Raw genomic sequence first — 21,287 nt, 5'->3', positions numbered from 1 at the left:
CGCGACTATTTGACAGCGCTGACCAGCTGTTCGTCGCCACCAAGAATGGAGACCCAGTGTCCGGTGTCGTCGCTCGCCTGCCGTTTCAGGTAGCGGTAGCTGGTCTCGTTCCAGAGCCGGACCTTGTCGGTCAGATTGTCGAGGATAAAGTCGCCCTTGTCCGTCCGCACCGTCAGCACGGCATGACCTTCGCCATCAGGCTTGCGAACCACCGTCATCAGCAGATTGGCTATGGCAATACCCAGGCTGTTCAGTTCGCGCCGCTTTTCAAGCGCGTAATCCTCACAGTCGCCGAAGCCGTTGTCCGGATAGGCCCACCACTCGTCCTTGCCGTAATTGTCCATGTCGCTCATCGGCTTGACGCGCTTGTTGATCGAGAGATTTACGGCCGAGATCTCGTGCAGCAGCTTGCCGGTCATTTGTTCCGGCACGCTGTCGGGTGAGCGGATCGAGCATTCGGCGGCATGGATCTTGCAGAAATCATAGTGGCCAATCGGCTGGGAGGTCGAGCCGCCGACCACCATGGAAACAGGAGCCGCGTAGGCGAAATTCGCTGCCGAACACAACGCGGTCAGAGCAACAGCCAGCCCCAGCCCCTTCGCCTTACGGCGCCAACCCTTCGAGGATGCCATCCGGCCCCGCCCATCTGTTTTTTGTTAACAGAACGTTAAGGGCTGTTACCTACCGAAGTCAATCAAACCGGCCGATCACATCTTTGCGGGTCGACGCGTGCAGGTTCCAGGGTTGCTCCCGCGCAACACACAGAGAGCCGATCGCGAGCTAGGCAAGCCACCCCATCGCCACACCCAGCAGCAGGACCACACCGAGCAGGCCGCGATAGATGACGAAAGGCCAGGCGGAGAAGCGCTCCAGCACGCGCATCAGCCCCCATATGGCGAAGAAGGCGGATATCGACGCGACGACCAGCCCGGTGGCAAGAACCGACCAGCCATGGGCGTCGAGGTGAACCTTGTGCAGTTCCCACAACTCCTTGAGGCCGGCAAGCGCGATCGCCGGCAGCCCGAGCAGGAATGAGAAGCGCGCCGCCTCGGCCCGTTTGAAGCCAAGCCCCAAAGCCGCCGTCAAGGTCGAGCCCGAGCGTGAGACACCAGGGATCAGCGCGCCGATCTGAGCGATGCCGACAAGCAGCGCATCAGCGAGCGAAGCTTCGCCGATGGTGCGCTTATGGCGGGCAAAAGTCTCGGCCAGAGCCAGCAGGATTGCCATGGCAATGCAGGCCCAACCGATCACGCTCAGGCTGCGCAGCGGTGAATTGCAGGTGTTGAGCACGCGCGACAGGGCCACGCCGGCGATGACGATCGGGATCGTCGCCAGCACGATCCAGGATGCCAGCCGGAAATGCCGGTCGGCGAAATCGCGCCGCGTGAGGGCGTCGAGCGAACCGAACAGGAGATCCCTGACATCGCTCCAGAAATAGCTGATCACGGCGGCAAGGGCGGCAAGCTGCATGGCGGCGGAGAAAGCGGAGCCGGGATCCTGCCAGCCGAGCACCGCGGGCACGATGCGCATATGGGCGGTGGACGAAATCGGCAGCAGTTCGGTGATGCCCTGCACCAGGCCGAGAAAGGCGACCTTGGCATATCCCAGGCCGACAAAGCCCGTGTCCACGCCTTGAGTGCAGAGGTCAGCCATGTCTGGTTCCGTGTGTGAGAGATCGAAATTGCGCGGATGGGACCGGTGCCGGTCAGGCCCGGGCAAGCCTTACCGTCATGGACCGGATAATCAATTTACGGATTTGTAATCTGGCACTGCTGCGCCGAATGCGCACAGTTCAAAACCGGCCCAAAGGGCCGGCCTGCGTTCTCACGGGGGAAAAACGGCAAAGCGATTACGGGCACAGCCAGAGTTTCTGGCAGGCCCTGGCGATCACGTGGGGCGGCGGCACAATCGGCTCATCGACAGCGGGACGCCGCGCCCGTTCGAGCAGCATACGGACCTGTTCCGGGCGCACACGGTCGCGCTCCATGACAAGCAGGACCATCGGATCGCTCAAAAGCTCGTCCAGGGTGCTGATGCTGTCGTTCATCCGTCGTCTCCTCGAATGCCGGCCCGCGCAGCATAGATAGGAAGACAATGATGGCTCGCCAATGACGCTTTGCCGGCTATAGCGTGTCGAATTGGATTATTTTTTGGTCATGATCTCGCTTCTTTCTCTGCCTGGCGCAGAAGGAAAAAAGCCTAGGCCGGCGGAGCGCCTTCATATTGCGGCAGGCCGTCGTCAAGAACCACCCAGGGCTGTTTCGAGGCGGTGAAAATGTGCATCTGCGGCTTGAACGTCGAGGGGTCGTCGAGCGAACCGGTGGTGATGCCGATGATGCCGGCGGAATCGCGCCGCGAAAACATCGTCGTGCCGCAGTTCGGGCAAAAGCCGCGCTTGAGATCCGGCGAGGTGTTGACTGTTGCCAACGGCCCTTCGATCGTCACCTCATCGATGCGAAACAATACGCGCGCGTTGAAAGTGGCGCCGATCGCCTTCTGGCAAAGCCGGCAATGGCAGATGCGCTCGTTGATCGGAGCCGCGTCGGTGCGGTAGCGCACCGCTCCGCAAAGGCAGCCACCCTGGTGTTTAGCCATCGTCTCGATCCACAAATGGAGGAAATAAGCGGCAACGTAGTCGCACGGCCGACAGGGTCAATTGAAAAGCTTTGATACAACGCATCGATAATCGGAATGCGATGAAGTTCACCACGGCGGGTGGTGCCCGGTCAGCCGAAAAGCAGGGTCTTGCACATATCGATCTGTTCCCGTCCCGCCGATTTCAAAGCGTCTTGGCGAGGTCTTCGAACTGGTCGGTGCATTGGCCCCAACCGACGTGAAAACCCATCTGCTCATGCTGTTCGCGGTCGGCGACGCTCCAGTGCCGGACGCGCGCGATGTATCGGGTCTTGCCCTGGCCTTCATCCTCGAAGGTCAGCGCAACGGTCATGAACGGCTTTTCCGACGGCTCCCACGCCTGGGTATAGGCATCGGTGAAGACGATCTTCTTGCCGGGAATGACTTCCAGGAAGACACCGGGGTTGGGAAACTCGTTGCCGTCGGGGCTGGCCATGACGACAAGGCTCGAGCCACCGGTGCGCACATCCATCTCGGCGCGCGGCGTCGTCCACGGCTTTGGCGAAAACCATTGCGTGACCAGTTTCGGGTCGGTCCAGCAGCGATAGACGCTCTCGCGCGGCGCATCGATGATGCGGGCAAGAACCAGTTCGCGGTCGTTGGCGGGGGCAATGTCGAGCTTGGTGGCCACAGTGGTCTCCTCGGGTTGATCTGGCTTCCGTCCCAAGGACGAGCCAATGCAACGCCGCCCGACATGGCCAGAGAGAAAATTCCGGAAATGGCGAGTTGGCAGAAACCGCGTCAGTGGCGTTTGGCTTGCACCAGATAAGCGTCGATCTCGGTCTCGCCGAGCCACTTGGCCGCCTCCAGCCGATGCAGGCCTTCGACCAGTATATGGCGCTTGCCGTCGTGGCGGACCTGGATCGGCATCTTCATGCCGTTCTCCAGGATGTCCTCGGCGAGGTGCCGGACGGTCTCGGGATGCAGCGTCTTCTTGCGCGCCGTCGGCACGTAGATGTCGTCGACCTTGACCTTTTGCACTCTGAGCATGCCGATCCCCATGGCGGAAACGCCGCCTTCCCTGAGATAATCCGTTTGCTGAAGCTGGCCAAGGGCGCGGCTAACAAATGCTGGCCCGATCGTTTCCATTTGACGCTCGCCCTGCAGATCGCCGAAATGACGACCTTCGAGCTTTTCCGGTGTTCATGACCCATCTGCCGACCGAATTCCCCGATTTCGGGCTGACGCCAGAGCAGCGCCGCCACGCCGTGCACGGCCACTATTACGAATGGCCTGGGATGGATGGCGAACGCGGCGAGATCTGGTGCTACAGCGACCGTTTTTCCTATCGCGCCGGCGAGACGGTGACGCTGCATGTCAGTTCGACCGCTCCGTCCTTCAGCATGGCGATCACCCGCGATGGCGGCACCGAGACGAAAATGTTCGAGAAATCGGGCATCGCGGCGCGCTGGCAGGACAGTCCAGACCAATGTTCGGCCGAGGGGTGCGGATGGGAAGCTTCGTTCGAATTCCATGTCGGGAGCGATTGGCCGTCCGGGGCCTACCGCGTGACGCTGACCGCCGATGGACGCGACGGCAAGCCGATCCTTTGCCGTCATCTCTTCATAGTCTCTCCCCAGATTGGCAAGAAGCCCGGCCGTGTGCTGCAGGTGGCTGCGACGGGCACCTGGCTTGCCTACAACACCTGGGGCGGCTCCAACCATTATCAGGGCATCACCGGGCCGGATCGCAACCAGTACTCGCCCGTCGTGTCGACGCAGCGGCCCTGGTGCCGAGGCTTCGTCGTGTTGCCGAAGGATGCGCCGCGCGTGCCGCTGGAGGTCGCCGTGCCACCGAAGACGGTGCCGCGCTATCCGCATATGGAATGGGCGCTCGCCACCGGCCATTCGAAGAAATACGCCTCGTCGGGCTGGGCGAGCTACGACAGCCACTTTTTCCGTTTTGCCGAACGGGCCGGCTACGGCGTCGACCTCGTCAGCCAGCACGACCTGCATTTTTCGCCGGATATTCTTGACGGCTATGACTGTGCCGTCTTCGTCGGCCACGACGAGTACTGGACCTGGGAAATGCGCGATGCCGTCGACAATTATGTCGAGCGCGGCGGCCATGCGGCGCGCTTTGCCGGCAATTTCATGTGGCAGACGCGGCTGGAAGACGAAGGCCGCCGCCAGGTCTGCTACAAATACCGCGCCCGCGCCGAGGACCCCGCCTATCGCGGCGGCGACATCACCCGAGCCACCAATTCCTGGGAAGCGCCGGAAATCGACCGGCCGGGCTCGGCGACCTTCGGGCTCAACGCGACACGTGGCGTCTATGCCGGCTGGGGCGGCTGCGCGCCGCGCGGCGTGCGCGGCTTTCCGGTCTATCGGCCCGAGCACTGGGCCTTTGCCGGCACCGGCATTTATTATGGCGACCTGCTTGGCGCCGACAGCCATGTCTATGGCTATGAGGTCGACGGCCTCGACTTCGAGATCACCGGTGGCCTGCCCTACCCCACCGCGACGAGCGGCGCGCCGGATGGCCTGCAAGTTCTCGCCGTCGGTATGGCGTCCCAGGTGGAGGAAAGCGCCGACATCCCGATCGAGGACCAGTTCCTCACCGACGAGGATGGCCGCTTCACCGCCGAAACGCTGTTCGGCGAGGCGAGCGACGCCAATCTTGAAAAGGTCAAACGTGGCAACGGCATGATCGTCAACTTCCCGCGCGGCAAGGGCGAGGTGTTCCACGCCGGAAGCTGCGAATGGGTCGCCGGCCTGCTAAGACAAGACCCGATGGTCGAACGCGTCACCAAGAATGTCCTCGATCGCTATATCGGAAAGTCCTGACATGTCGAAAGCTCAGACCGCCGCTCAACAGACCGAAGCCCGGCGAGATTCGCATCTGTTCTACCTGTCCAGTCTGCGGCGGCCGCTGATCGACCGCGCCGAGGGCATCTATATGTGGACGCAGGACGGCCGCCGCTTCATCGATGGGTCAAGCGGGCCGATGGTCGCCAATATCGGCCATTCCAACCGCAATGTGCTTGATGCCATGAAGCGGCAGATGGACCGCGCCACCTTCGCCTATCGACTGCATTTCGAGAATGAGCCGGCGGAAGAACTGGCGCGTGAGCTGGCAGGAAAACTGCCCGAAGGCATGGATCGCATCTTCTTCGTCTCGGGCGGCTCGGAGGCGACGGAATCCTGCATCAAGCTGGCTCGACAATGGGCTGTTGCCACCGGCCAGGCCAGCCGCTGGAAGGTGATCACCCGTTTTCCCTCCTATCACGGCGGCACGCTGGGTTCGCTCTCGATCACCGGCGACGACGCGCTGGCCGAAACTTTTACGCCGATGATGCGCGTGATGCCGACCGTGCCGGCGCCGACCGCCTGGCGCGACCGCGACAATCTTTCGATGGAACAGCGCGGCATCCGCTATGCCGACATGCTGGAGGAGAAGATCCTTGCCGAGGGCCCGGAGAGCGTCGTTGCCTTCATCATGGAGCCGATCGGCGGTGCGGCCACCGCAGCCCTGGTCGCACCCGACAGCTACTATGCGCGTATCCGCGAGATCTGCGACCGCTACGGCATCCTGCTCATCCATGACGAAGTGATGAGTGGCGCCGGCCGCACCGGCAGGTTCCTTGGCGGCGATCACTGGAACTGCAAGCCCGATATCGTCGCACTGTCGAAGGGGCTGGGCTCGGGCTACGCGCCACTCGGCGCGCTGGCGGCACCGATGCGGCTGGTGCAGCCGCTGCTCGCCTCCGGAGGCTTCCAGCATGGCCACACCTATGCCGGCAATCCGCTCGCCTGCGCCGCCGGGCTTGCCGTGCTCGGCGAAATGGACCGGCTCGACCTGATCGCCAATGCGGCCGCCATGGGCGACGTGCTGATGGACGGATTGAAGGGTCTGGCGAGGCGCTTCCCGTTCATTGCCGACGTGCGCGGCAAGGGCCTGCTCACCGGCGCCGAGATGGTTGCCGATCCCGACACGCTGCGACCGATCGACCAGAGCAAGAAAGCCACGCAGCGCCTGCTCGATCTCGCCTACGAACGCGGGCTGATCATCTATGGCCGCAAGGTCAAAGGTGGCGTCGACGGCGATAATTTCATGGTCGCGCCACCGATGATCGTCACCAGCGAGCAGGTTGGCGAGATCATCTCTATCATCGGCGACTCGCTGGAGGTTCTGGCCTCCGAACTCGACTTGCCCGTCGAAGGCCGGGGGTAAGGGAATGGCGACGCGAAAAGTCATCATCACCTGCGCCGTCACCGGCTCGGTGCACACGCCATCGATGTCGCCTTACCTGCCGGTGACACCGGACCAGATCGCGGCGGATGCGATCGCCGCGGCCGAGGCCGGTGCCTCGATCCTGCACCTGCATGCCCGCGACCCCCGGGATGGCCGGCCGACCGCCGATCCGGACGTCTACATGCAGTTCCTGCCGCGCATCAAGCAGGCAACATCGGCGGTGATCAACATCACCACCGGCGGCTCCTCGCTGATGACACTTGACCAGCGGCTGGCGGCGCCTCTGCGGGCCGAGCCGGAAATGTGCTCGCTCAACATGGGTTCGATGAACTTCGCGCTGTTCCCGATGCTCGACAAGCCGAGGGAATGGCAACATGAGTGGGAGCCGAAGCTGCTCGAGGCCACCCGCGACACCATCTTCAAGAACACCTTCGCCGACATGGAAGGCGTGCTTGAAAGGCTGGGCAATGGCTGCGGCACGCGCTTCGAATTCGAGTGCTACGATGTCGGCCACCTCTATTCGCTGGCGCATTTCCGCGACCGAGGCTTGGTGTCGGGGCCGCTGTTCATCCAGTTCGTGCTGGGTATTCTGGGCGGCATCGGCGCCGATCCGGACAATCTCATCCACATGAAGCGGATCGCCGACAAATTGTTTGGCGACACATACCAGTTCTCGGTGCTGGCCGCCGGCCGCAACCAGATGCCGCTGATCTCGATCGCCGCGGCCATGGGTGGCAATGTCCGCGTCGGGCTGGAGGACAGTCTTTATGACGGGCGCCAGCTGGCGAAATCCAACGCCGACCAGGTGCGCCGCATCCGTGGCATTCTCGATGGGCTGTCGCTGGAAGTTGCCACCCCAGCCGAAGCGCGCGACATGCTGGCACTCAAGGGCGGCGACCGGGTGGCGTTTTGAGATGATGATTTGAGATGCCTGCGTCCAGTCCCGCCTTGGCTCCCTACTTGCCATGACAGCCCCAGAAAAAATCCTCCTCCGCCCCGGACGGATCGAAGACGTCGAAACCATCCATGCGGCGATCCTGAAACTCGGCACCCATATCGGCGCACCGGAAGAAATCATCTCGACGGCCGACGATCTCAAAACCTGGGGTTTCGGCGAGAAGCCCGCTTTCTCCACGTTGATCGCCGAAGTCGATGGCGAATTCGCCGGCCTCTGCCTGCATTTCCCGATCTTTTCGACCTGGATGGGCCGGCCTGGCGTCTATGTGCAGGACCTCTATGTCGAGGATCGGTTTCGCGGCCGCAAGATCGGCGAGCGGCTGCTGCGGCGCGTTGCGGCGCAGAGCCGAAAGGAAGGCGGCGTGTATCTGAGGCTGTCCGTCGACACCGACAATGAGGGTGCAAAAGCCTTCTATGAAAGGCTGGGTATTGCCTGGTCGAGCTACGAACAGACGCAGAAGATCATCGGTGAAGCCTTTTTTGCCTTCGCTGATGCGCCGGAAAATGGGGATCAGCAATGAAAGCCTTCTTTGCCGAGGAGCAGAAGCGCCACGACCCCAAGGCCTTTCTCTCGAGCGGCGCCGCGCAGCCCAATCCGGAAAAGCCGGAACGCGTCGAGAGGTTGTTAGCCGGTGCAAAATCTGCCGGCTGCTCGATCGAGCGGCCGCGCAATCACGGCCTCGGCCCAGTTTCGGCCGTGCATACGCCCGAATATCTCGATTTCCTTGAGCATATCTACACGCGCTGGCAGCGCATTGAGGGTGCCTCGGTGGAGGTGATCCCCAACATCCACCCGATCGCCCGCAACGGCTCCTATCCGGCCTCGGCGGTCGGCCAGGCCGGCTACCACATGGCCGACACGGCGTGCCCGATCTCGGGCGAAACATGGCAAAGCGCGCTGTGGAGCGCGTGGAGCGCGGTTGAAGCCGCTGAAGCGGTGATGGCAGGCGCGCCGGCTGCCTATGCGCTGTGCCGCCCACCGGGCCACCACGCCTTTGCCGATGTCGCCGGCGGCTTCTGCTTCATCAACAATTCGGCGGTTGCCGCTCAGGTGTTGCGCAAGCAGGCGGCGCGCGTGGCAATCCTCGATGTCGACCTGCACCACGGGAACGGCACGCAAGGCATCTTTTATGCGCGGCCCGACGTGCTCACCGTCTCGCTGCATGCCGATCCGGTGCGCTTCTATCCGTTCTTCTGGGGTCATGCCGACGAGCGCGGCGAAGGGCCGGGGCTTGGCTACAATTTCAACCTGCCGCTGCCGCGCAAATCCGCCGATGCCGCGTTTCTGGAAGCGCTTGGCATTGCGTTCCGGCGTATCCGTGCCTTCTCGCCCGACGCGCTGGTCGTCGCGCTCGATCTCGACGCGTTCGAGGGCGATCCGTTCGGCGGGCTTTCGGTGACAACGCCAGGGTTCTCGCGCATCGGCGAAGCCATCGCCAAGCTCGGCCTGCCGACTGTCATCGTCCAGGAAGGCGGCTACCTCTGCGACGAACTCAGCGACAACCTCACCGCCTTTCTCACTGGATTTGGCGGCAAGGCGCGGTGACAATGCAAACCCGCTAGTAACGCTGCTGCCTGAGCATGGCGATGACCCGGTGCACGCTCTCCAGTGTCTCGTCGATCTCGGCCGCCGTGTTGTAATGCGCGATACCGATGCGCACGACGCCCTGTTCGGCAGGAATGCCGAGCTGGTGGACGATCTCCCAGGCGTAGTTGTGACCGGACCACAGGAAGATGTTTTCGGCGTTCATCTGCCGCACGATCGTCTCAGGCACGATGCCCTCGACGGTGAAGGAGACCGTTGGCACGCGATCGCCGAGCCGCTTCGGATCGGTGATGCCTTGGATGTTCAGGCCTGCAATGTCGGACAGGCCGTCGATCAGCCTTTGCGCCAGCGGGTTTTCATAGGCGATGGACAGTTCGAAGGCCCTGGCGATCTTCTGCCTTCTTGAACCGCCCTCGCCCGCCGCAGCACCAAGATCAGCAAAATAATCGACCGCCGCCGTCAGACCGGCCATCAATTCGATCTGCGGCGTGCCGAGTTCGAACCGCTCCGGCAGGCCGTTCGACGAACAGCGGCATTTATAGGCCTTCAGGCCATCGATGATATCCAGCCGTCCCCACAATATGCCCATATGTGGACCGAAGAATTTGTAGGCCGAGCAGATCAGGAAATCGCAGCCAAGCTCCTGTACGTCGATCAGGCCGTGCGGCGCGAACTGCACGGCGTCGACATAGACCGGTGCGCCGGCCTGTTTTGCGATGGCAGTCAGGGACTTAACCCGGTTGATCGAGCCGGTCAGATTGCTGGCGTAGTTCAATGCAACCAATCGTGTCTTGCTGGTTAGCAGTCCGGCCAGCGTCGCCTCCTCGACCTGCCAGCTCTTTTCGTCGAAAGGCAGCCAGCGCACGACCAGGCCAAGATCCTCGGCCAGTTGCAGCCAGGGCGACACATTGCCCTCATGGTCCATGCGGGTGAGGATGATCTCGTCGCCCGCCTTCATGGTGCGGCCGAGCGTGCGCGACATGTGATAGGTCAGCGTCGTCATGTTGGCGCCGATGATGATTTCCTGCGGGCTCGCCGCGCCGAGGAAATCGGCCATCGCCTGATGCGCTTCGTCGACGACAGCTTGAGCCGCGATCGTCGTTTCGAAATGGCCGCCGAGATTGGCGTTGGTGGTAAGCAGGCAGCGCGACACCGCGTCGGCGACAGCCTGCGGCACCTGCGTGCCTGCCGGGTTGTCGAGATAGATGCGGCGACGCCCATTGTCGGTCAGGGAGAGAGCCGGGAATCGTCCCCGCACCGCCTCGATCGGAAAGTCCGCCATGGTCTTCAGCCCTCAGTTATTTCTGGGTAACTCCGCACCCTGAGCCATCAAGGACAGGGATTGCCGACGCGCTGATGGATCGCATCGACCGCCTTCTGCATCTCTTCGGTCCAGACGACATCCACCGAGGACAGCGCCATCTCCAGCTGTGCAACTGACGTGGCACCGACGATGTTCGACGTGACGAACGGACGGCTCGACACATAGGCATTGGCAAACAGGGCCGGCTCCAGGCCAAAGGAGCGCGCCAGTTCATTGTATTCGAGCAGCACCGCGGCGGCATTCGGCCTCTCGTAACGCTGGCCGCGATTGAACAGTTGCGAACGCGAGCCCTGCGGGCGCGCGCCATGGTCGTATTTGCCGGTCAGATAGCCCTGCGCCAGCGGCGAATAGGCAAGCAGCGACACCTCTTCGCGTTCGCGGACCTCGGCGAGGTTCACCTCGAAGGTGCGGTTGACGAGATTGTAGGCGTTCTGGATCGACGCGACCCGAGGGCCGGTCCCCTTATCGGCCTCGGCAAGGAACCGCATCACGCCCCAGGAACTCTCGTTCGATAGGCCGAAATGACGGATCTTCCCTGCCTTCACCAGTTCATCAAAGACGGCAAGCGTCTCGGCGATTGGCGTTTCGTCGGCAGGCGCCCCGACGGAATCGGCGCGGCGCGCCACTGCGCCGACCCGCGTCGGGTTGGCGCCCCAGGGAATGTCCCGTTCCGGCCAGTGGATCTGGTAGAGGTCGACATAGTCGGTGCCGAGCTTTGCCAGCGACTTGTCGATGGCGTCAAAGATATCGGCGCGCACCAATTGCGAGGGCCTGTCGCCGCGAAACCAATCGTTGGCGGTGCGACCAACGACCTTGGAGGCAAGGATCACCTTGTCACGGTTGCCCCTGGCCTTCATCCAGTTGCCGATGATCTTCTCGGTCCGCCCTTGCGTCTCCGCCTTGGGCGGGATCGGGTAGAGTTCGGCGGTGTCGATGAAATTGACGCCCCGCGAAAAAGCCAGATCCATCTGCGCGTGGCCTTCGGCCTCGGTGTTCTGCTGGCCCCAGGTCATCGAACCAAGGCATATCTGGGTAACAAGAAGATCGGTCCGACCGAGACGGCGTTTGTGCATGGATTTCTGCTCCGGAGGGAAGGCGTGCGTGGCAGCGCGGGAATGAGCCGCATCTATAGGGAAAGCAGAGCCGCTCTCCAAGCCTCAACGCACCGACTTTTGCGTGAATTGCGCGGCGTTTTAGCGGCGGGCACCGGCCAGGGCGCGGCGCTTGGCCTCGTCGATCAGCATGTTGGCCACCTGCATGCGGATCATGGCGCGCTGGCGCAGATGCGGGGCGACGCGATCGGGATGGTTGGCGAAGGCGAAGCTGCGGCGCATACGGCCGAAATCGGCGGTGCTTTTTGGCTGATCCAGTCCCAGTTCGACCGCGATCGATTCAGGATCGATCGGCGGCAGTTTTTCCTCGAGCTTTGGCTCTTCGCCGGCCAGGGCAAGCTTGGCGTGCTCGAGCAAGGCGGCGAATTCACTCGCCAGATCGGCACCGGCCTCACGATATTCGGCGGCTGACACCTTGATGCGGCCGGAATGGAGTTCATCGGCAACCGAGAGATAGTCAAACGGAATGGACGGACGCGCCCCGGCCTCGGCGCCCTCGCTGCCCTTGTCGGAGGCAACGAAGAGGTCGTCGAGCAGCGAAGCGAAGTCACGCTTGGCGCTGGTAGCGATGTCAGCCTCCCCCCTTACCTGACTGTCTAGGCTACAGAGCATAGAACCGGCTCGTTAAAAATACCTGCCACGGATGTTAACGAATTTAGCTGTTGCGAAGACCGCTGGCGAGCATCAAGGCCGCTCAAACAAAAAAGCCGGATTGCATCTTCATCTGTCCGGAAATTCGCCAGGAGTGGCGAGGAAAACTGGCCATGTGCCAGCGTCCAGCCTACGGTTCCTGCGGTGCGAAAGCTTCAGCGCGCCGCATAGCAGGCATGCAAATGCTGCACTGCACAATTTTAACGATTCACCTATATTGTTTGATGTGGAGGACCAACCAGGAGCCTGAAAGATGGGTTTCTTCACGGAAATGTTCGCCCGGCCGCGCCCGCAGGAACATCTGAGATACCGCACGGCGCTCGCGCTGCTTCACTCGATGAGCAATGCCGACCGCGCCGACATCGGTATCAAGCCTGCCGATTTTCCGCGCATCGCCCGCGAAATGTCCATTCGCTAAATGCATCTTGCAAGATGTCCCGGATCCGATCCGGGACATCCGTAAAGTCCAATTTCTCAACGCGATCCCAGGAATGTCGCCTTGCCCAGCGGCACGCCATTGTGGCGAAGGATGTCGTAAGCGGTGGTGAGGTGGAAATAGAAGTTGGGCATGGCCAGATGCAGCAGATACTGCATGCCGCCCATCGTGGTTTCGCGCCCGCCGAGCTTCAACTCGATCATCTTGTCATCGGAGCCGTCGATATCGGCTGCCGAGAAAGTCGCCAGAAGCGCGACTGTCTTGGCTATCCGAGCCTCGAGATCGGCAAAGCTTGCCTCATTGTCCTCGTATTTCGGCACCTCGCGGCCGGCCAGCCGCGACGGCGCCCCCTTGGCATGGTCGGTGGCGATCTGCACCTGCCTGGTCAGCGCATACATGTCGGGCGCCAGCCTTGAGGTCAAAAACACCTGTGGGTCGATCTTGCGGTCAAGCGCATTTTGTTCGGCCGCCGCAAGTACGGTGGAAAGTGCTTTCAGCCTGGCTGAAAATACGGGCACGGATGCCTCATACATCGATATCGTCACGTCAAATCTCCTGTCCGGTCGGAACGCCGGCGGAGGGACGTAGCGCCTCCGCGCACGATTCTTCAAGCGCCGTGGATGGAGCGTCACCACGTCGCCGCAATCGCCGTGGTAGAATTTCCGTTATCGAGCGGAGATTCCAGATGAGACGCGTCCTTCTCGCAGCGACTGCCTTTCTCTCCCTGGCCGCGACTGGTCTGCCGGCCTTAGCCGCCGAAGATGCACCTGAAGCGCCGTATGTCGACGACCGGTCGAGCGCCGAGGCGGTCATCCGTTCGCTCTACAGCGCCATCAACCGGCACGAATTCGCCCGCGCCTGGGGTTATTTCGGCGATACGAAGCCGGCAAAGGATTTTGACAGCTTTGTCAAGGGCTATGACGGCACCGACAAGGTTGAGGTCGAGACCGGTGCTGTTTCAGACGAAGGTGCGGCCGGCAGCATTTTCTACAACGTCCCGGTCGCCATCCGCGCCACCGACAAGAGCGGCGGCGAAAAGGTCTTCGCCGGCTGCTACACGCTGCGCCAGGTGAATGCCCAGGTCCAGGCGGAGCCACTTTTTGATCCGATCCACATCGAAAAGGGCGCGCTGAAACCCTCCACTGCGGGTTTCGAAGAGGCTCTGCCGCCAAGCTGCGGCGACGGTCCGCCGCCGCCGAAGAAGGATACGGCGCTGGAGCAGGCCAAGAAGGCTTTTCTCGCGACCTATGGCGATCAGTGCGACAAGGACCTTCTGGCCAAAGAGCCGGCGGCCTTTTCGATCAAATACAAGGACAAGGATGCGCAGCCCGGCGACCCCGACAAGGAAACACGCCTGTTTCATTTCTCCTGTTCGGCAGCGGCCTACAATGAAAGTTCGGTCTACTACATGACCGACGATGTAGCCGGGGTGCGGCAGCTGCAGTTCACCGAGCCTGAGATGGATATCCGCTACGTGAACAATGACAGCGAAGGCAAAGTCGAATCCATGCACATTGTCGGCTTCCGGACCACGGGCTGGGCCGTCAATTCGGACTACGACCAGAATGCCCACACGATCAGCACTTTCGATAAATGGCGCGGTGTCGGGGACGCCTCGTCGTCGGGCACCTATCTGTTCCGCAACGGCGATTTCTCGCTGGTCCAGTATGACGTCGATGCGTCCTATGACGGCGAGGAAAACCCGCAGACGGTCGTCGACTACAACACCGCGCCTTGAGCCTTGGACAAGCTTCGGGTTGGGGCGATCAAGGCGCCTTCGACAGCATCCAGTTGAGCGTTCCGCGCCAGTCGGCCATGCGGATCGGCGTGCCATGGGTGCCGGTCTCGAAACGGACGAAGCGTGTCGGGTAGGTCTTCGATTTGGCCAGGATGGAGCGGAAGAAGGCTTCCTGGTTCGCCACGGGAAAAACCACGTCATGGCTGCCCTGGGCGAAGAAGACGGGCACGCGGCGCTTGAAGGCAGGGCTGGAGAAAAAATCATCGTCCCATAGCGAGCCGAGCAGAAGCAAGCCACTGATGCGGCCGCCCGTGTCCTTGCGACCGGCAAGCTTCCAGCACAGCGCGCCGCCCATCGAGCCGCAGGCGACGAAGATCTTCGCGCTTGGCGACTGTTCAGCATAGTGATCGATCAGGGCCGCGATCTGCGCCGCGCCCTTGTCGCCGAAATCCGGAAAATCGGGGCTGAGATAGAGGCCGCCACTGGCGGCAATCAGATTCTTGAGGCGGTTGAAATTGCCGCCGAAGGTGAAGTCGTCGACGCCCTGCTTGCGGCTGCCGCCCTGCCCATGCAGGTAGAGCACGATGATGGCGGCGCCCTCGGTCTTGCCGACGGCGATGTGCCTGATATCGCCAGCGTCTGTCTTCAGCATCAGGTCCTGCTGCACCTTGCGCACGCCAGTGTCGGTGTACTGCGGATGCACGCGCTTTTCCGGCACCTCGTCGCGCTGGTTGATGTCGCGCATCTCGCGATAGTCGATGACCGTGTAGGCGCCGTTGGTGTCGGATGAGAGCGTGGCCGGATAGGCGAAGAGATCGTCCTTGAAGGGTTTTAGGGACAAAGTGTCGGCGTTGGCGGCCGAAGAAAACAAGAAAAACACAGCTGCTAGGACGGCGCGGCACGCCCCCCTCTGGCCTGCCGGCCATCTCCCCCTCAAGGGGGGAGATTGGCAGCTTCCGCGCCGACACTCTTTCTCCGACGACGGCGGTTGGCGAAAGCCGTGGCGACATCCAATCTCCCCCCTTGAGGGGGAGATGGCCGGCAGGCCAGAGGGGGGTAGAAGCGCAAAGGTGGACGGACGAAAAGCCATACCGCAGGCTTGCGTAATTCAGCCCGGGTTTGTCAATCCTGCAGCACGCCGCCAGCGCCTTCCAGCGCCTCACGGGTATCGACATCCACGGAAGCGCCCACGCCGATCTCGACATCGATGACGTCAAGTCCTTCGGCCTCGACCAGATGGCGTGCGCCGGTATCACCTTCGAGATGGGCGATGGCCGGGAACAGCGAGCGCGGCAGGAGCACCGGGTTGCCACGCTTGCCCTCATGCGAGGCGCGGACCACCGAATTGCCTCCGGCTTTGCGGAAGGCATCGATCAGCCAGTCCAGATCGTCGGACGCGACACCTGGCATGTCTCCAAGAACAATCATCACGCCGGCGATGTCTTGCGGCAGATAGGCAATCCCGGCTTTCAGGGAGGTGGACAGGCCCTCGGCGAAGTCGGGATTGTCGGCGAAGGTGACGTCGAGACCCGACAATGCTCCGCGCACCCGCTCGCGCTGATGGCCGGTGACGACGATCGTGCATGAAGCCTTCGAGGCGAGCGCGCGCTCGGCGGTGCGGCGCACCAACGGCTTGCTGTCGAACAGCGCCAGCAGCTTGTTCGGCCCGCCCATGCGGCTCGACCGGCCAGCCGCCAGAAGCATGATCCCGACCTTGAGTTGGCTCTTGGCCGGCAGCGGCTCGCGCGGCTGGGGCCGTGTCGGGATTTCCATCAGCAGCCCGCCGACACCCATGCCGGCGATGTCGCGCGCGGTGACGTCGAGGCCGGCAACCAGGCGGTCAAGCACCCAGTCGAAGCCGTTTTCCTTGGGGCTGCGGGCGCAGCCGGGCGCACCGATGACGCGCTTGCCGTCGAGCGTACCGAGCACCAAAAGATTGCCGGGATCGACCGGCATGCCCGCGCGGATGACAGTTCCACCCGCCCTCTCGATCGCCGCCGGAACGACATCGGCGAAATCGCTCATGGCGGAGGCGCCGAAGATCACCACCATGTCGTTGTCGCGCGCCAGCGAGGTTGCAGCCTCCGCCACGGGCGCGATCTCATGCGGCGTGCGTCGCTCAGCCGTCAGCCTGCCGCCCGAGCGCGCCAGCCGTGCTTCGGTGACGCGCAATGTCTTGTCGAGCACGCCAGGCTTGGTGCCCGGCAGGACCGTCTGGATGACGCCGACGCGCACCGGCTGATAGATGTTGACGGCAAATATCTCGCCGCCCGCGCAGATTTTGGCCACCGCGTCGACCAACGCGGAGGCGACCGCGAAGGGAATGATCTTCACCGTCGCGACCATCTGGCCTTTCTCGACCGGCGCGTGCTGCGCCAGCGTGGCAATGGTGATAGCGGGATCGACGGCGTTGATCGCGTCGATGACAGTGGCATTGACCGTGAAGATGCCGGCCGCCTTGGCGTGGAGGTTGACGCGACCGGTGGCGGCCGGCCTGACCTCGATGCCGCCGAAAGTCATGCTCTCGGCAATTCGTTGCGCTGCGGCGTCCTCGCCGAGATCGTCCGGGGCCAACACGGCCGCAACGACCTGCGAGAGACCTGCTTGCTTGAGGATGGAGACGTCTTCGGCGTTCAGCCTGTGCGCTTTGCGAAACCGCTTTTCGCCGGCGGTGGTGGCATGTGCCAGCACCGCGCCTTCGGCCTGATCGATCGGAACTGGGCCGAATCTCACGCCGCCGCGCCTTTGGCATCGAGGCCGCGCGAGCGAAAGGCAAGGATGGCCTGCGCGAGAATGGCGACGGCGATCTCGGCGGGGCTCGCGGCACCGATGTCGAGCCCGATCGGCGCATGAATGCCTGCGATCCGCTCGGCACGCGCGCCCAGCGCCAGCAAGCGTTCGACGCGCTTGGCGTGCGTCTTGCGGCTGCCAAGCGCCCCGACATAGAAGCAGTTCGCCTCAAGCGCCGCTTTCAGCGCGAAATCGTCGATCTTCGGATCATGCGTAACGGCGGCAAGCGCCGTGTAGCTGTCGAGCGGCTGGCGCTTCAGCACGTCTTCCGGCCACTCGGCATGCAAGGCGACATCGGGAAAGCGGTCCGGTGTGGCAAAGGCGGTGCGCGGATCGATGATCTCCACGGGATAGCCCGCGATCCTGGCCATTGGCGCCAGCGCCTGGCTGATATGGACCGCGCCGATCACCACAAGCCGCGGCTGCGGAAGATGTGCGTTGAGAAAGAAGCTCCGCCCTTCCGCCTCGACGGTACCGGAATTGCCGGATCGAAACGCCTTGGCGATCGCGGCGCCGAGATCGCCGGCAACCAGATCGCCCTCGCGCACGATGCGATCGCGACCATCGCCGAGATCGGTGACGAGGATCGCCGCACGGCGGGCGCGTCGTTCGGCGTTGAGGGTTTTCAGCGCATACGGATCCATCGTAGATCAGCCAAGCCTCTCGACATAGACCTTGATGCGGCCACCACAGGACAGGCCGACCTGCCAGGCGGTCTCGTCGGCAACACCGAATTCCAGCATTTTGGCCTTGCCAGAGCCGATGACATCGATCGCTTCGGTCACCACCGCGCCCTCGACGCAGCCGCCCGAAACCGATCCGTGGAAATTGCCGTCCGCGTCGATGACAAGGTGGCTGCCGACCGGGCGTGGCGCCGAACCCCAGGTCTCGACCACGGTCGCGATAGCGACATCCTTGCCGTCCTTCATCCAACCTTCCGCAATGATCAGCGGATCGCGGGCTTCGTCGAGATAAAGACTGTCGCTCATCGTTGCTTCCCTCAGGGTCTGTTTTTCCAAGGAGCCGAGAAAACATATGGTTATGCGGCGAGCCCCGCGCCAGCTTCCATCCATCGCCGTGGATCGACTGAAATCGCCGATTTCTTGTCGAGCGAGGCGCAGAGGTCGGCGAGCGCGTCGAGATTGTGCACCGAGCGGAATTCGTCGACATGCGGCAGCATCGCCTTGACGCCGCGAGCGCGCGCCTGGAAACCGTCGAAGCGCAGCAACGGATTCAGCCAGATCAGCCGCCGGCAGGATTTGTGCAGCCGCTCCATCTCCTGCGCAAGCCCGGCGACATCGTCGCGCTCCAGCCCATCGGTGATCAGAAGCACCACCGCACCCTGCCCCAGCACGCGCCGCGACCATATCAGGTTGAACTCGGCCAGCGTGTCACCGATGCGCGTACCGCCAGACCAGTCCTTGACCGCCGCCGAACAATCGGCAAGGGCGGCATCGGGATCGCGATGGCGCATCTGCCGGGTCAGATTGGTCAACCGCGTGCCGAAGACGAAAGTGTGCACGCGCCGGCGTTTTTCCGTCAGCGCATGCAGGAAGTGCAGAAAGATGCGCGTATATTGGCTCATCGAACCGGAAATGTCGGCCAGCACCACCAGCGGCGGGTGGACTTCGCGGGCCAGGCGGAATTTGGGCAGGATCAGCTCGCCGCCGGTGCGCGCAGCCAAACGCATCATGGCGCGCGGGTCGACGCGGCGGCCATGCGCATCGGCCTTGAAGCGCCTGGTCCGCACCATGTCGATAGGCAGCCGCATCTCTGCGATCGCCTTCCTGGCGTCGGCCATCTCGGCGGCGTTCATCTGGGCAAAGTCCTTGCCCCGCAGCACCTCATTGCCGGAAAATGTGAAGCGGGCATCGACCTCGATCTCCGGAACCTCCTGAGGCGGCTGGTTCTTCTGGTGGCCTTCGAACATCGCCTGGCTGACGCGGTTCTCGGCCGCGCGCGGCTTCTGCTTCTCCCTGACGTCGGGCGCAACCGGCGAAAACATCGCCAGCAGTTTCTCGATCAACTCACGCGACTTCCAGAACAGGCGGAAAGCTTCGTCGAAAGTAGCGTGGTCCTCGTGCCGTGAGACCAGCACGGCGTGCAGCGTCCAGTAGAAATCATCGCGCGAACCGATGCCGGCGGCCAGCACCGCCTCGATGGCGTCCTTGACCGAAGCCGGCCCCACCCGCATGCCGGCCTTGCGCAAGGTGCGGGCAAAATAGACGATGTTGTCGGCGATGCGCCCGTGCGGCATGGCCTCTTTCGGTTGGGAGCGCAGCATGGCCTACTCCGCCGCCGAAAGCTCGGACTTCACCTCGTTGAGGATGCGCCGGCCTTCGCCCTGTTCGATCCGGGCAATGTCGTCCTGGTATTTCAGCAGCACGCCGATCGTGTCGGACACCGTCTCAGGGTCGAGCGCCACCTTGTCGAGTTCGGTCAGCGCACCGGCCCAATCGATGGTTTCGGCGACGCCCGGCACCTTGAACAGCTCCATCTGGCGCAGTTTCTGGATGAAGGAGACCACCTCCGCCGAGAGCCGCTGGTTGGCCTGCGGCACCTTGCGGCGCACGATCTCCAGTTCCCGCTCGGCATTGGGATAATCGACCCAGTGATAGAGACAACGCCGCTTCAGCGCGTCGTGGATCTCACGGGTGCGGTTTGTGGTGATAATGACGATCGGCGGCTCCTCCGCCTTGATGGTGCCGAGTTCGGGCACCGTCACCTGGAAGTCGGACAGGATTTCAAGCAGGAAGGCTTCGAAGGCTTCGTCGGTGCGGTCGAGTTCGTCGATCAGGAAGACTGGCGCGGCACCTGCCTTGCCGGTCAGCGCATCGAGCACCGGGCGGCGGATCAGGTATTTTTCGGAGAACACATTGCGTTCCATGGCGGAGCGATCAACCTTGCCGGCCGCCTCCTCCATGCGGATCTCGATCATCTGCGCGGCGTAGTTCCACTCATAGACAGCCGAGGAGACATCGAGCCCCTCATAGCATTGCAGGCGTATCAGGCGGCGCCCAAGCGCCTGCGCCAAGACCTTGGCGATCTCGGTCTTGCCGACGCCGGCCTCGCCCTCGAGGAACAAGGGCCGGTTCATGCGCAGCGACAGGAAAAGCACGGTCGCCAGCGACCGGTCGGCCACATAGTCCGCGCCGGTCAGGAGATCGAGCGTCTCGTCGATCGTCCGCGGCGCGGGGCGCGGTTTCAGCTCGGTCATTCGTTCTCCGTGAATGCCGCCGCTCCGCTCTCCAGGACATGGTAGCCGCGGGCGTGATAGATCAGCGGCCGCAAATTATCGCCCATGCGCAGGCCTGTCACCTTGCCAAAAAGCACACGATGGGTGGCCAGGTCCTTGGTGTCGATCAGCTCGCAGTCGAACACCGCAAGGGCGCCCTTCAGCGTCGGCGCGCCGGTGGAAATCACATCCCATTCGCCGAGCGCGAAACGCTCCTCGACCGGAAGACCGGTCATGCCGGAAAAACCGACCGAGAGCGGCTGCTGGTGCGAAGCCAGCGTGTTCAGGGCAAATCGTCCGTTTTTCACGAACGGCTCGTTCTTGGGGTTCTCGCGGTTGAGGCAGACCAGGATGGTCGGCGGCGTATCCGACACCGAACAGGCAGCGATCACCGTCGCGCCACGCTTGCCGGCGGGCCCATCGGTGGTCACCACATGGACGTGACCGGCAAAATGGCTCATCGCGTCGCGATAGGCCTGCGGTCCAATGTCATTCTTCTTCAGCACAGGAATTTTCCACAGCCAGAAACCCTACCGCTATATATGGCGACATACGACACGCCACAAGCGAAGTGCTTGGCCCATATCCCGAATTCGCGTGTTGCACCAAGGCCGGGCAGCCTTTAGGTCTTGGCGGGAACTGGTGCTCGCGCTGTTATCGCGGGCTTGGA

Annotated in this window: 24 protein-coding genes; 7 read left to right on the top strand and 17 right to left on the bottom strand. The window is 62.8% G+C overall.

From position 1 onward, the window contains the following. Window positions 1–5: 5 nt before the first annotated feature. The 6 genes from JT360_RS12140 to JT360_RS12115 form a co-directional block, all read right to left on the bottom strand. Window positions 6–632 (bottom strand): transglutaminase-like cysteine peptidase, encoded by a 627-nt coding sequence (locus JT360_RS12140; RefSeq protein ID WP_214471850.1) that lies wholly within the window; start codon window positions 630–632, stop codon window positions 6–8. Between the two features lie 148 nt (window positions 633–780). Next, on the bottom strand, window positions 781–1,653 hold the full coding sequence (locus JT360_RS12135; RefSeq protein ID WP_214471849.1) for an undecaprenyl-diphosphate phosphatase: 873 nt from the start codon (window positions 1,651–1,653) through the stop codon (window positions 781–783). 196 nt (window positions 1,654–1,849) lie between these two features. After that, window positions 1,850–2,047, bottom strand: a complete 198-nt coding sequence (locus tag JT360_RS12130) for a hypothetical protein (protein ID WP_214471848.1) — start codon at window positions 2,045–2,047, stop codon at window positions 1,850–1,852. A gap of 152 nt (window positions 2,048–2,199) precedes the next feature. Then, window positions 2,200–2,595 (bottom strand): GFA family protein, encoded by a 396-nt coding sequence (locus JT360_RS12125; RefSeq protein ID WP_214471847.1) that lies wholly within the window; start codon window positions 2,593–2,595, stop codon window positions 2,200–2,202. A gap of 184 nt (window positions 2,596–2,779) precedes the next feature. Then, window positions 2,780–3,265, bottom strand: coding sequence for an SRPBCC family protein (locus tag JT360_RS12120; RefSeq protein WP_214471846.1), 486 nt, complete (start codon window positions 3,263–3,265; stop codon window positions 2,780–2,782). Window positions 3,266–3,375: 110 nt separating this feature from the next. Continuing rightward, window positions 3,376–3,624: a ParB N-terminal domain-containing protein gene (locus tag JT360_RS12115; protein WP_006206067.1), complete on the bottom strand. Its 249-nt coding sequence runs from the start codon at window positions 3,622–3,624 to the stop codon at window positions 3,376–3,378. 155 nt (window positions 3,625–3,779) lie between these two features. Here JT360_RS12115 and JT360_RS12110 point away from each other — a divergent pair, with 155 nt between their 5' ends. The 5 genes from JT360_RS12110 to JT360_RS12090 are packed head-to-tail and all read left to right on the top strand — an operon-like array spanning window position 3,780 to window position 9,331. Continuing rightward, window positions 3,780–5,420 (top strand): N,N-dimethylformamidase beta subunit family domain-containing protein, encoded by a 1,641-nt coding sequence (locus JT360_RS12110; protein ID WP_214471845.1) that lies wholly within the window; start codon window positions 3,780–3,782, stop codon window positions 5,418–5,420. A 1-nt stretch (window position 5,421) separates the two neighbouring features. Then, window positions 5,422–6,807 (top strand): aminotransferase family protein, encoded by a 1,386-nt coding sequence (locus JT360_RS12105; RefSeq protein ID WP_214471844.1) that lies wholly within the window; start codon window positions 5,422–5,424, stop codon window positions 6,805–6,807. A gap of 4 nt (window positions 6,808–6,811) precedes the next feature. After that, the gene (gene kce / locus JT360_RS12100) at window positions 6,812–7,741 is read left to right on the top strand and encodes a 3,5-dioxohexanoate:acetyl-CoA acetone transferase (RefSeq protein WP_214471843.1); all 930 of its coding nucleotides are present in this window, start codon (window positions 6,812–6,814) and stop codon (window positions 7,739–7,741) included. A 52-nt stretch (window positions 7,742–7,793) separates the two neighbouring features. After that, complete coding sequence (locus tag JT360_RS12095; RefSeq protein WP_214471842.1) at window positions 7,794–8,306, top strand: GNAT family N-acetyltransferase; 513 nt, start codon at window positions 7,794–7,796, stop codon at window positions 8,304–8,306. Next, a complete protein-coding gene (locus tag JT360_RS12090; protein WP_214471841.1) occupies window positions 8,303–9,331 on the top strand; it encodes a histone deacetylase family protein in 1,029 nt (342 codons plus the stop codon). The genes JT360_RS12095 and JT360_RS12090 overlap by 4 nt, the downstream gene beginning before the upstream one ends. A gap of 13 nt (window positions 9,332–9,344) precedes the next feature. Here JT360_RS12090 and JT360_RS12085 read toward each other — a convergent pair whose 3' ends face one another. The 3 genes from JT360_RS12085 to JT360_RS12075 all read right to left on the bottom strand — a co-directional run bounded on the left by JT360_RS12085 (window position 9,345) and on the right by JT360_RS12075 (window position 12,379). Beyond that, complete coding sequence (locus JT360_RS12085; protein ID WP_214471840.1) at window positions 9,345–10,613, bottom strand: cysteine desulfurase-like protein; 1,269 nt, start codon at window positions 10,611–10,613, stop codon at window positions 9,345–9,347. Between the two features lie 47 nt (window positions 10,614–10,660). After that, complete coding sequence (locus tag JT360_RS12080; protein WP_214471839.1) at window positions 10,661–11,728, bottom strand: aldo/keto reductase; 1,068 nt, start codon at window positions 11,726–11,728, stop codon at window positions 10,661–10,663. A gap of 120 nt (window positions 11,729–11,848) precedes the next feature. After that, window positions 11,849–12,379, bottom strand: coding sequence for a hypothetical protein (locus JT360_RS12075; RefSeq protein ID WP_250888747.1), 531 nt, complete (start codon window positions 12,377–12,379; stop codon window positions 11,849–11,851). A gap of 292 nt (window positions 12,380–12,671) precedes the next feature. Between JT360_RS12075 and JT360_RS12070 the strand changes: the two genes are divergently transcribed. Further along, complete coding sequence (locus tag JT360_RS12070) at window positions 12,672–12,836, top strand: hypothetical protein (RefSeq protein WP_214471838.1); 165 nt, start codon at window positions 12,672–12,674, stop codon at window positions 12,834–12,836. Between the two features lie 56 nt (window positions 12,837–12,892). On the opposite strand, the gene JT360_RS12065 is transcribed toward JT360_RS12070, so the two are convergent. Beyond that, a complete protein-coding gene (locus JT360_RS12065) occupies window positions 12,893–13,399 on the bottom strand; it encodes a DUF1993 domain-containing protein (protein ID WP_214471837.1) in 507 nt (168 codons plus the stop codon). Between the two features lie 140 nt (window positions 13,400–13,539). Between JT360_RS12065 and JT360_RS12060 the strand changes: the two genes are divergently transcribed. After that, a complete protein-coding gene (locus tag JT360_RS12060; RefSeq protein ID WP_214471836.1) occupies window positions 13,540–14,592 on the top strand; it encodes a DUF1176 domain-containing protein in 1,053 nt (350 codons plus the stop codon). Window positions 14,593–14,620: 28 nt separating this feature from the next. Here the strand turns inward: JT360_RS12060 and JT360_RS12055 are convergent, their stop codons facing one another. The 7 genes from JT360_RS12055 to JT360_RS12025 form a co-directional block, all read right to left on the bottom strand. Beyond that, window positions 14,621–15,472 (bottom strand): alpha/beta hydrolase family protein, encoded by an 852-nt coding sequence (locus JT360_RS12055; RefSeq protein WP_214471835.1) that lies wholly within the window; start codon window positions 15,470–15,472, stop codon window positions 14,621–14,623. A gap of 242 nt (window positions 15,473–15,714) precedes the next feature. Further along, window positions 15,715–17,325 (bottom strand): NTP transferase domain-containing protein, encoded by a 1,611-nt coding sequence (locus tag JT360_RS12050; protein WP_214471834.1) that lies wholly within the window; start codon window positions 17,323–17,325, stop codon window positions 15,715–15,717. Continuing rightward, window positions 17,322–18,026: an XdhC family protein gene (locus JT360_RS12045; protein ID WP_214471833.1), complete on the bottom strand. Its 705-nt coding sequence runs from the start codon at window positions 18,024–18,026 to the stop codon at window positions 17,322–17,324. Before JT360_RS12045 ends, JT360_RS12050 begins: the two co-directional genes overlap by 4 nt. A 6-nt stretch (window positions 18,027–18,032) precedes the next feature. Beyond that, the gene (locus JT360_RS12040; protein ID WP_214471832.1) at window positions 18,033–18,371 is read right to left on the bottom strand and encodes an XdhC family protein; all 339 of its coding nucleotides are present in this window, start codon (window positions 18,369–18,371) and stop codon (window positions 18,033–18,035) included. A 50-nt stretch (window positions 18,372–18,421) separates the two neighbouring features. Further along, the gene (locus tag JT360_RS12035) at window positions 18,422–19,666 is read right to left on the bottom strand and encodes a vWA domain-containing protein (RefSeq protein WP_214471831.1); all 1,245 of its coding nucleotides are present in this window, start codon (window positions 19,664–19,666) and stop codon (window positions 18,422–18,424) included. A gap of 3 nt (window positions 19,667–19,669) precedes the next feature. Continuing rightward, window positions 19,670–20,599: an AAA family ATPase gene (locus JT360_RS12030; protein WP_214471830.1), complete on the bottom strand. Its 930-nt coding sequence runs from the start codon at window positions 20,597–20,599 to the stop codon at window positions 19,670–19,672. Continuing rightward, a complete protein-coding gene (locus tag JT360_RS12025; RefSeq protein WP_214471829.1) occupies window positions 20,596–21,123 on the bottom strand; it encodes a flavin reductase in 528 nt (175 codons plus the stop codon). The genes JT360_RS12030 and JT360_RS12025 overlap by 4 nt, the downstream gene beginning before the upstream one ends. Window positions 21,124–21,287: the final 164 nt, after the last annotated feature.

Source organism: Mesorhizobium sp. dw_380, from assembly GCF_018588885.1.
Taxonomy (GTDB): Bacteria; Pseudomonadota; Alphaproteobacteria; order Rhizobiales; family Rhizobiaceae; genus Mesorhizobium.
The sequence above is the reverse complement of the archived record's forward strand: the minus strand, read 5'-3'. Positions and strand labels throughout refer to the sequence as shown.

Bases quoted from the DNA above. Each gene is read 5' to 3' on its own strand.
- JT360_RS12105 (WP_214471844.1), top strand. From the start codon at position 5,422: ATGTCGAAAGCTCAGACCGCCGCTCAACAGACCGAAGCCCGGCGAGAT.
- JT360_RS12125 (WP_214471847.1), bottom strand. From the start codon at position 2,595: ATGGCTAAACACCAGGGTGGCTGCCTTTGCGGAGCGGTGCGCTACCGC.
- JT360_RS12140 (WP_214471850.1), bottom strand. From the start codon at position 632: ATGGCATCCTCGAAGGGTTGGCGCCGTAAGGCGAAGGGGCTGGGGCTG.
- JT360_RS12090 (WP_214471841.1), top strand. From the start codon at position 8,303: ATGAAAGCCTTCTTTGCCGAGGAGCAGAAGCGCCACGACCCCAAGGCC.
- JT360_RS12115 (WP_006206067.1), bottom strand. From the start codon at position 3,624: ATGCTCAGAGTGCAAAAGGTCAAGGTCGACGACATCTACGTGCCGACG.
- JT360_RS12075 (WP_250888747.1), bottom strand. From the start codon at position 12,379: ATGCTCTGTAGCCTAGACAGTCAGGTAAGGGGGGAGGCTGACATCGCT.
- JT360_RS12095 (WP_214471842.1), top strand. From the start codon at position 7,794: ATGACAGCCCCAGAAAAAATCCTCCTCCGCCCCGGACGGATCGAAGAC.
- JT360_RS12035 (WP_214471831.1), bottom strand. From the start codon at position 19,666: ATGCTGCGCTCCCAACCGAAAGAGGCCATGCCGCACGGGCGCATCGCC.
- JT360_RS12040 (WP_214471832.1), bottom strand. From the start codon at position 18,371: ATGAGCGACAGTCTTTATCTCGACGAAGCCCGCGATCCGCTGATCATT.
- JT360_RS12030 (WP_214471830.1), bottom strand. From the start codon at position 20,599: ATGACCGAGCTGAAACCGCGCCCCGCGCCGCGGACGATCGACGAGACG.
- JT360_RS12110 (WP_214471845.1), top strand. From the start codon at position 3,780: ATGACCCATCTGCCGACCGAATTCCCCGATTTCGGGCTGACGCCAGAG.
- kce (WP_214471843.1), top strand. From the start codon at position 6,812: ATGGCGACGCGAAAAGTCATCATCACCTGCGCCGTCACCGGCTCGGTG.
- JT360_RS12070 (WP_214471838.1), top strand. From the start codon at position 12,672: ATGGGTTTCTTCACGGAAATGTTCGCCCGGCCGCGCCCGCAGGAACAT.
- JT360_RS12130 (WP_214471848.1), bottom strand. From the start codon at position 2,047: ATGAACGACAGCATCAGCACCCTGGACGAGCTTTTGAGCGATCCGATG.
- JT360_RS12060 (WP_214471836.1), top strand. From the start codon at position 13,540: ATGAGACGCGTCCTTCTCGCAGCGACTGCCTTTCTCTCCCTGGCCGCG.
- JT360_RS12085 (WP_214471840.1), bottom strand. From the start codon at position 10,613: ATGGCGGACTTTCCGATCGAGGCGGTGCGGGGACGATTCCCGGCTCTC.
- JT360_RS12080 (WP_214471839.1), bottom strand. From the start codon at position 11,728: ATGCACAAACGCCGTCTCGGTCGGACCGATCTTCTTGTTACCCAGATA.
- JT360_RS12045 (WP_214471833.1), bottom strand. From the start codon at position 18,026: ATGGATCCGTATGCGCTGAAAACCCTCAACGCCGAACGACGCGCCCGC.
- JT360_RS12135 (WP_214471849.1), bottom strand. From the start codon at position 1,653: ATGGCTGACCTCTGCACTCAAGGCGTGGACACGGGCTTTGTCGGCCTG.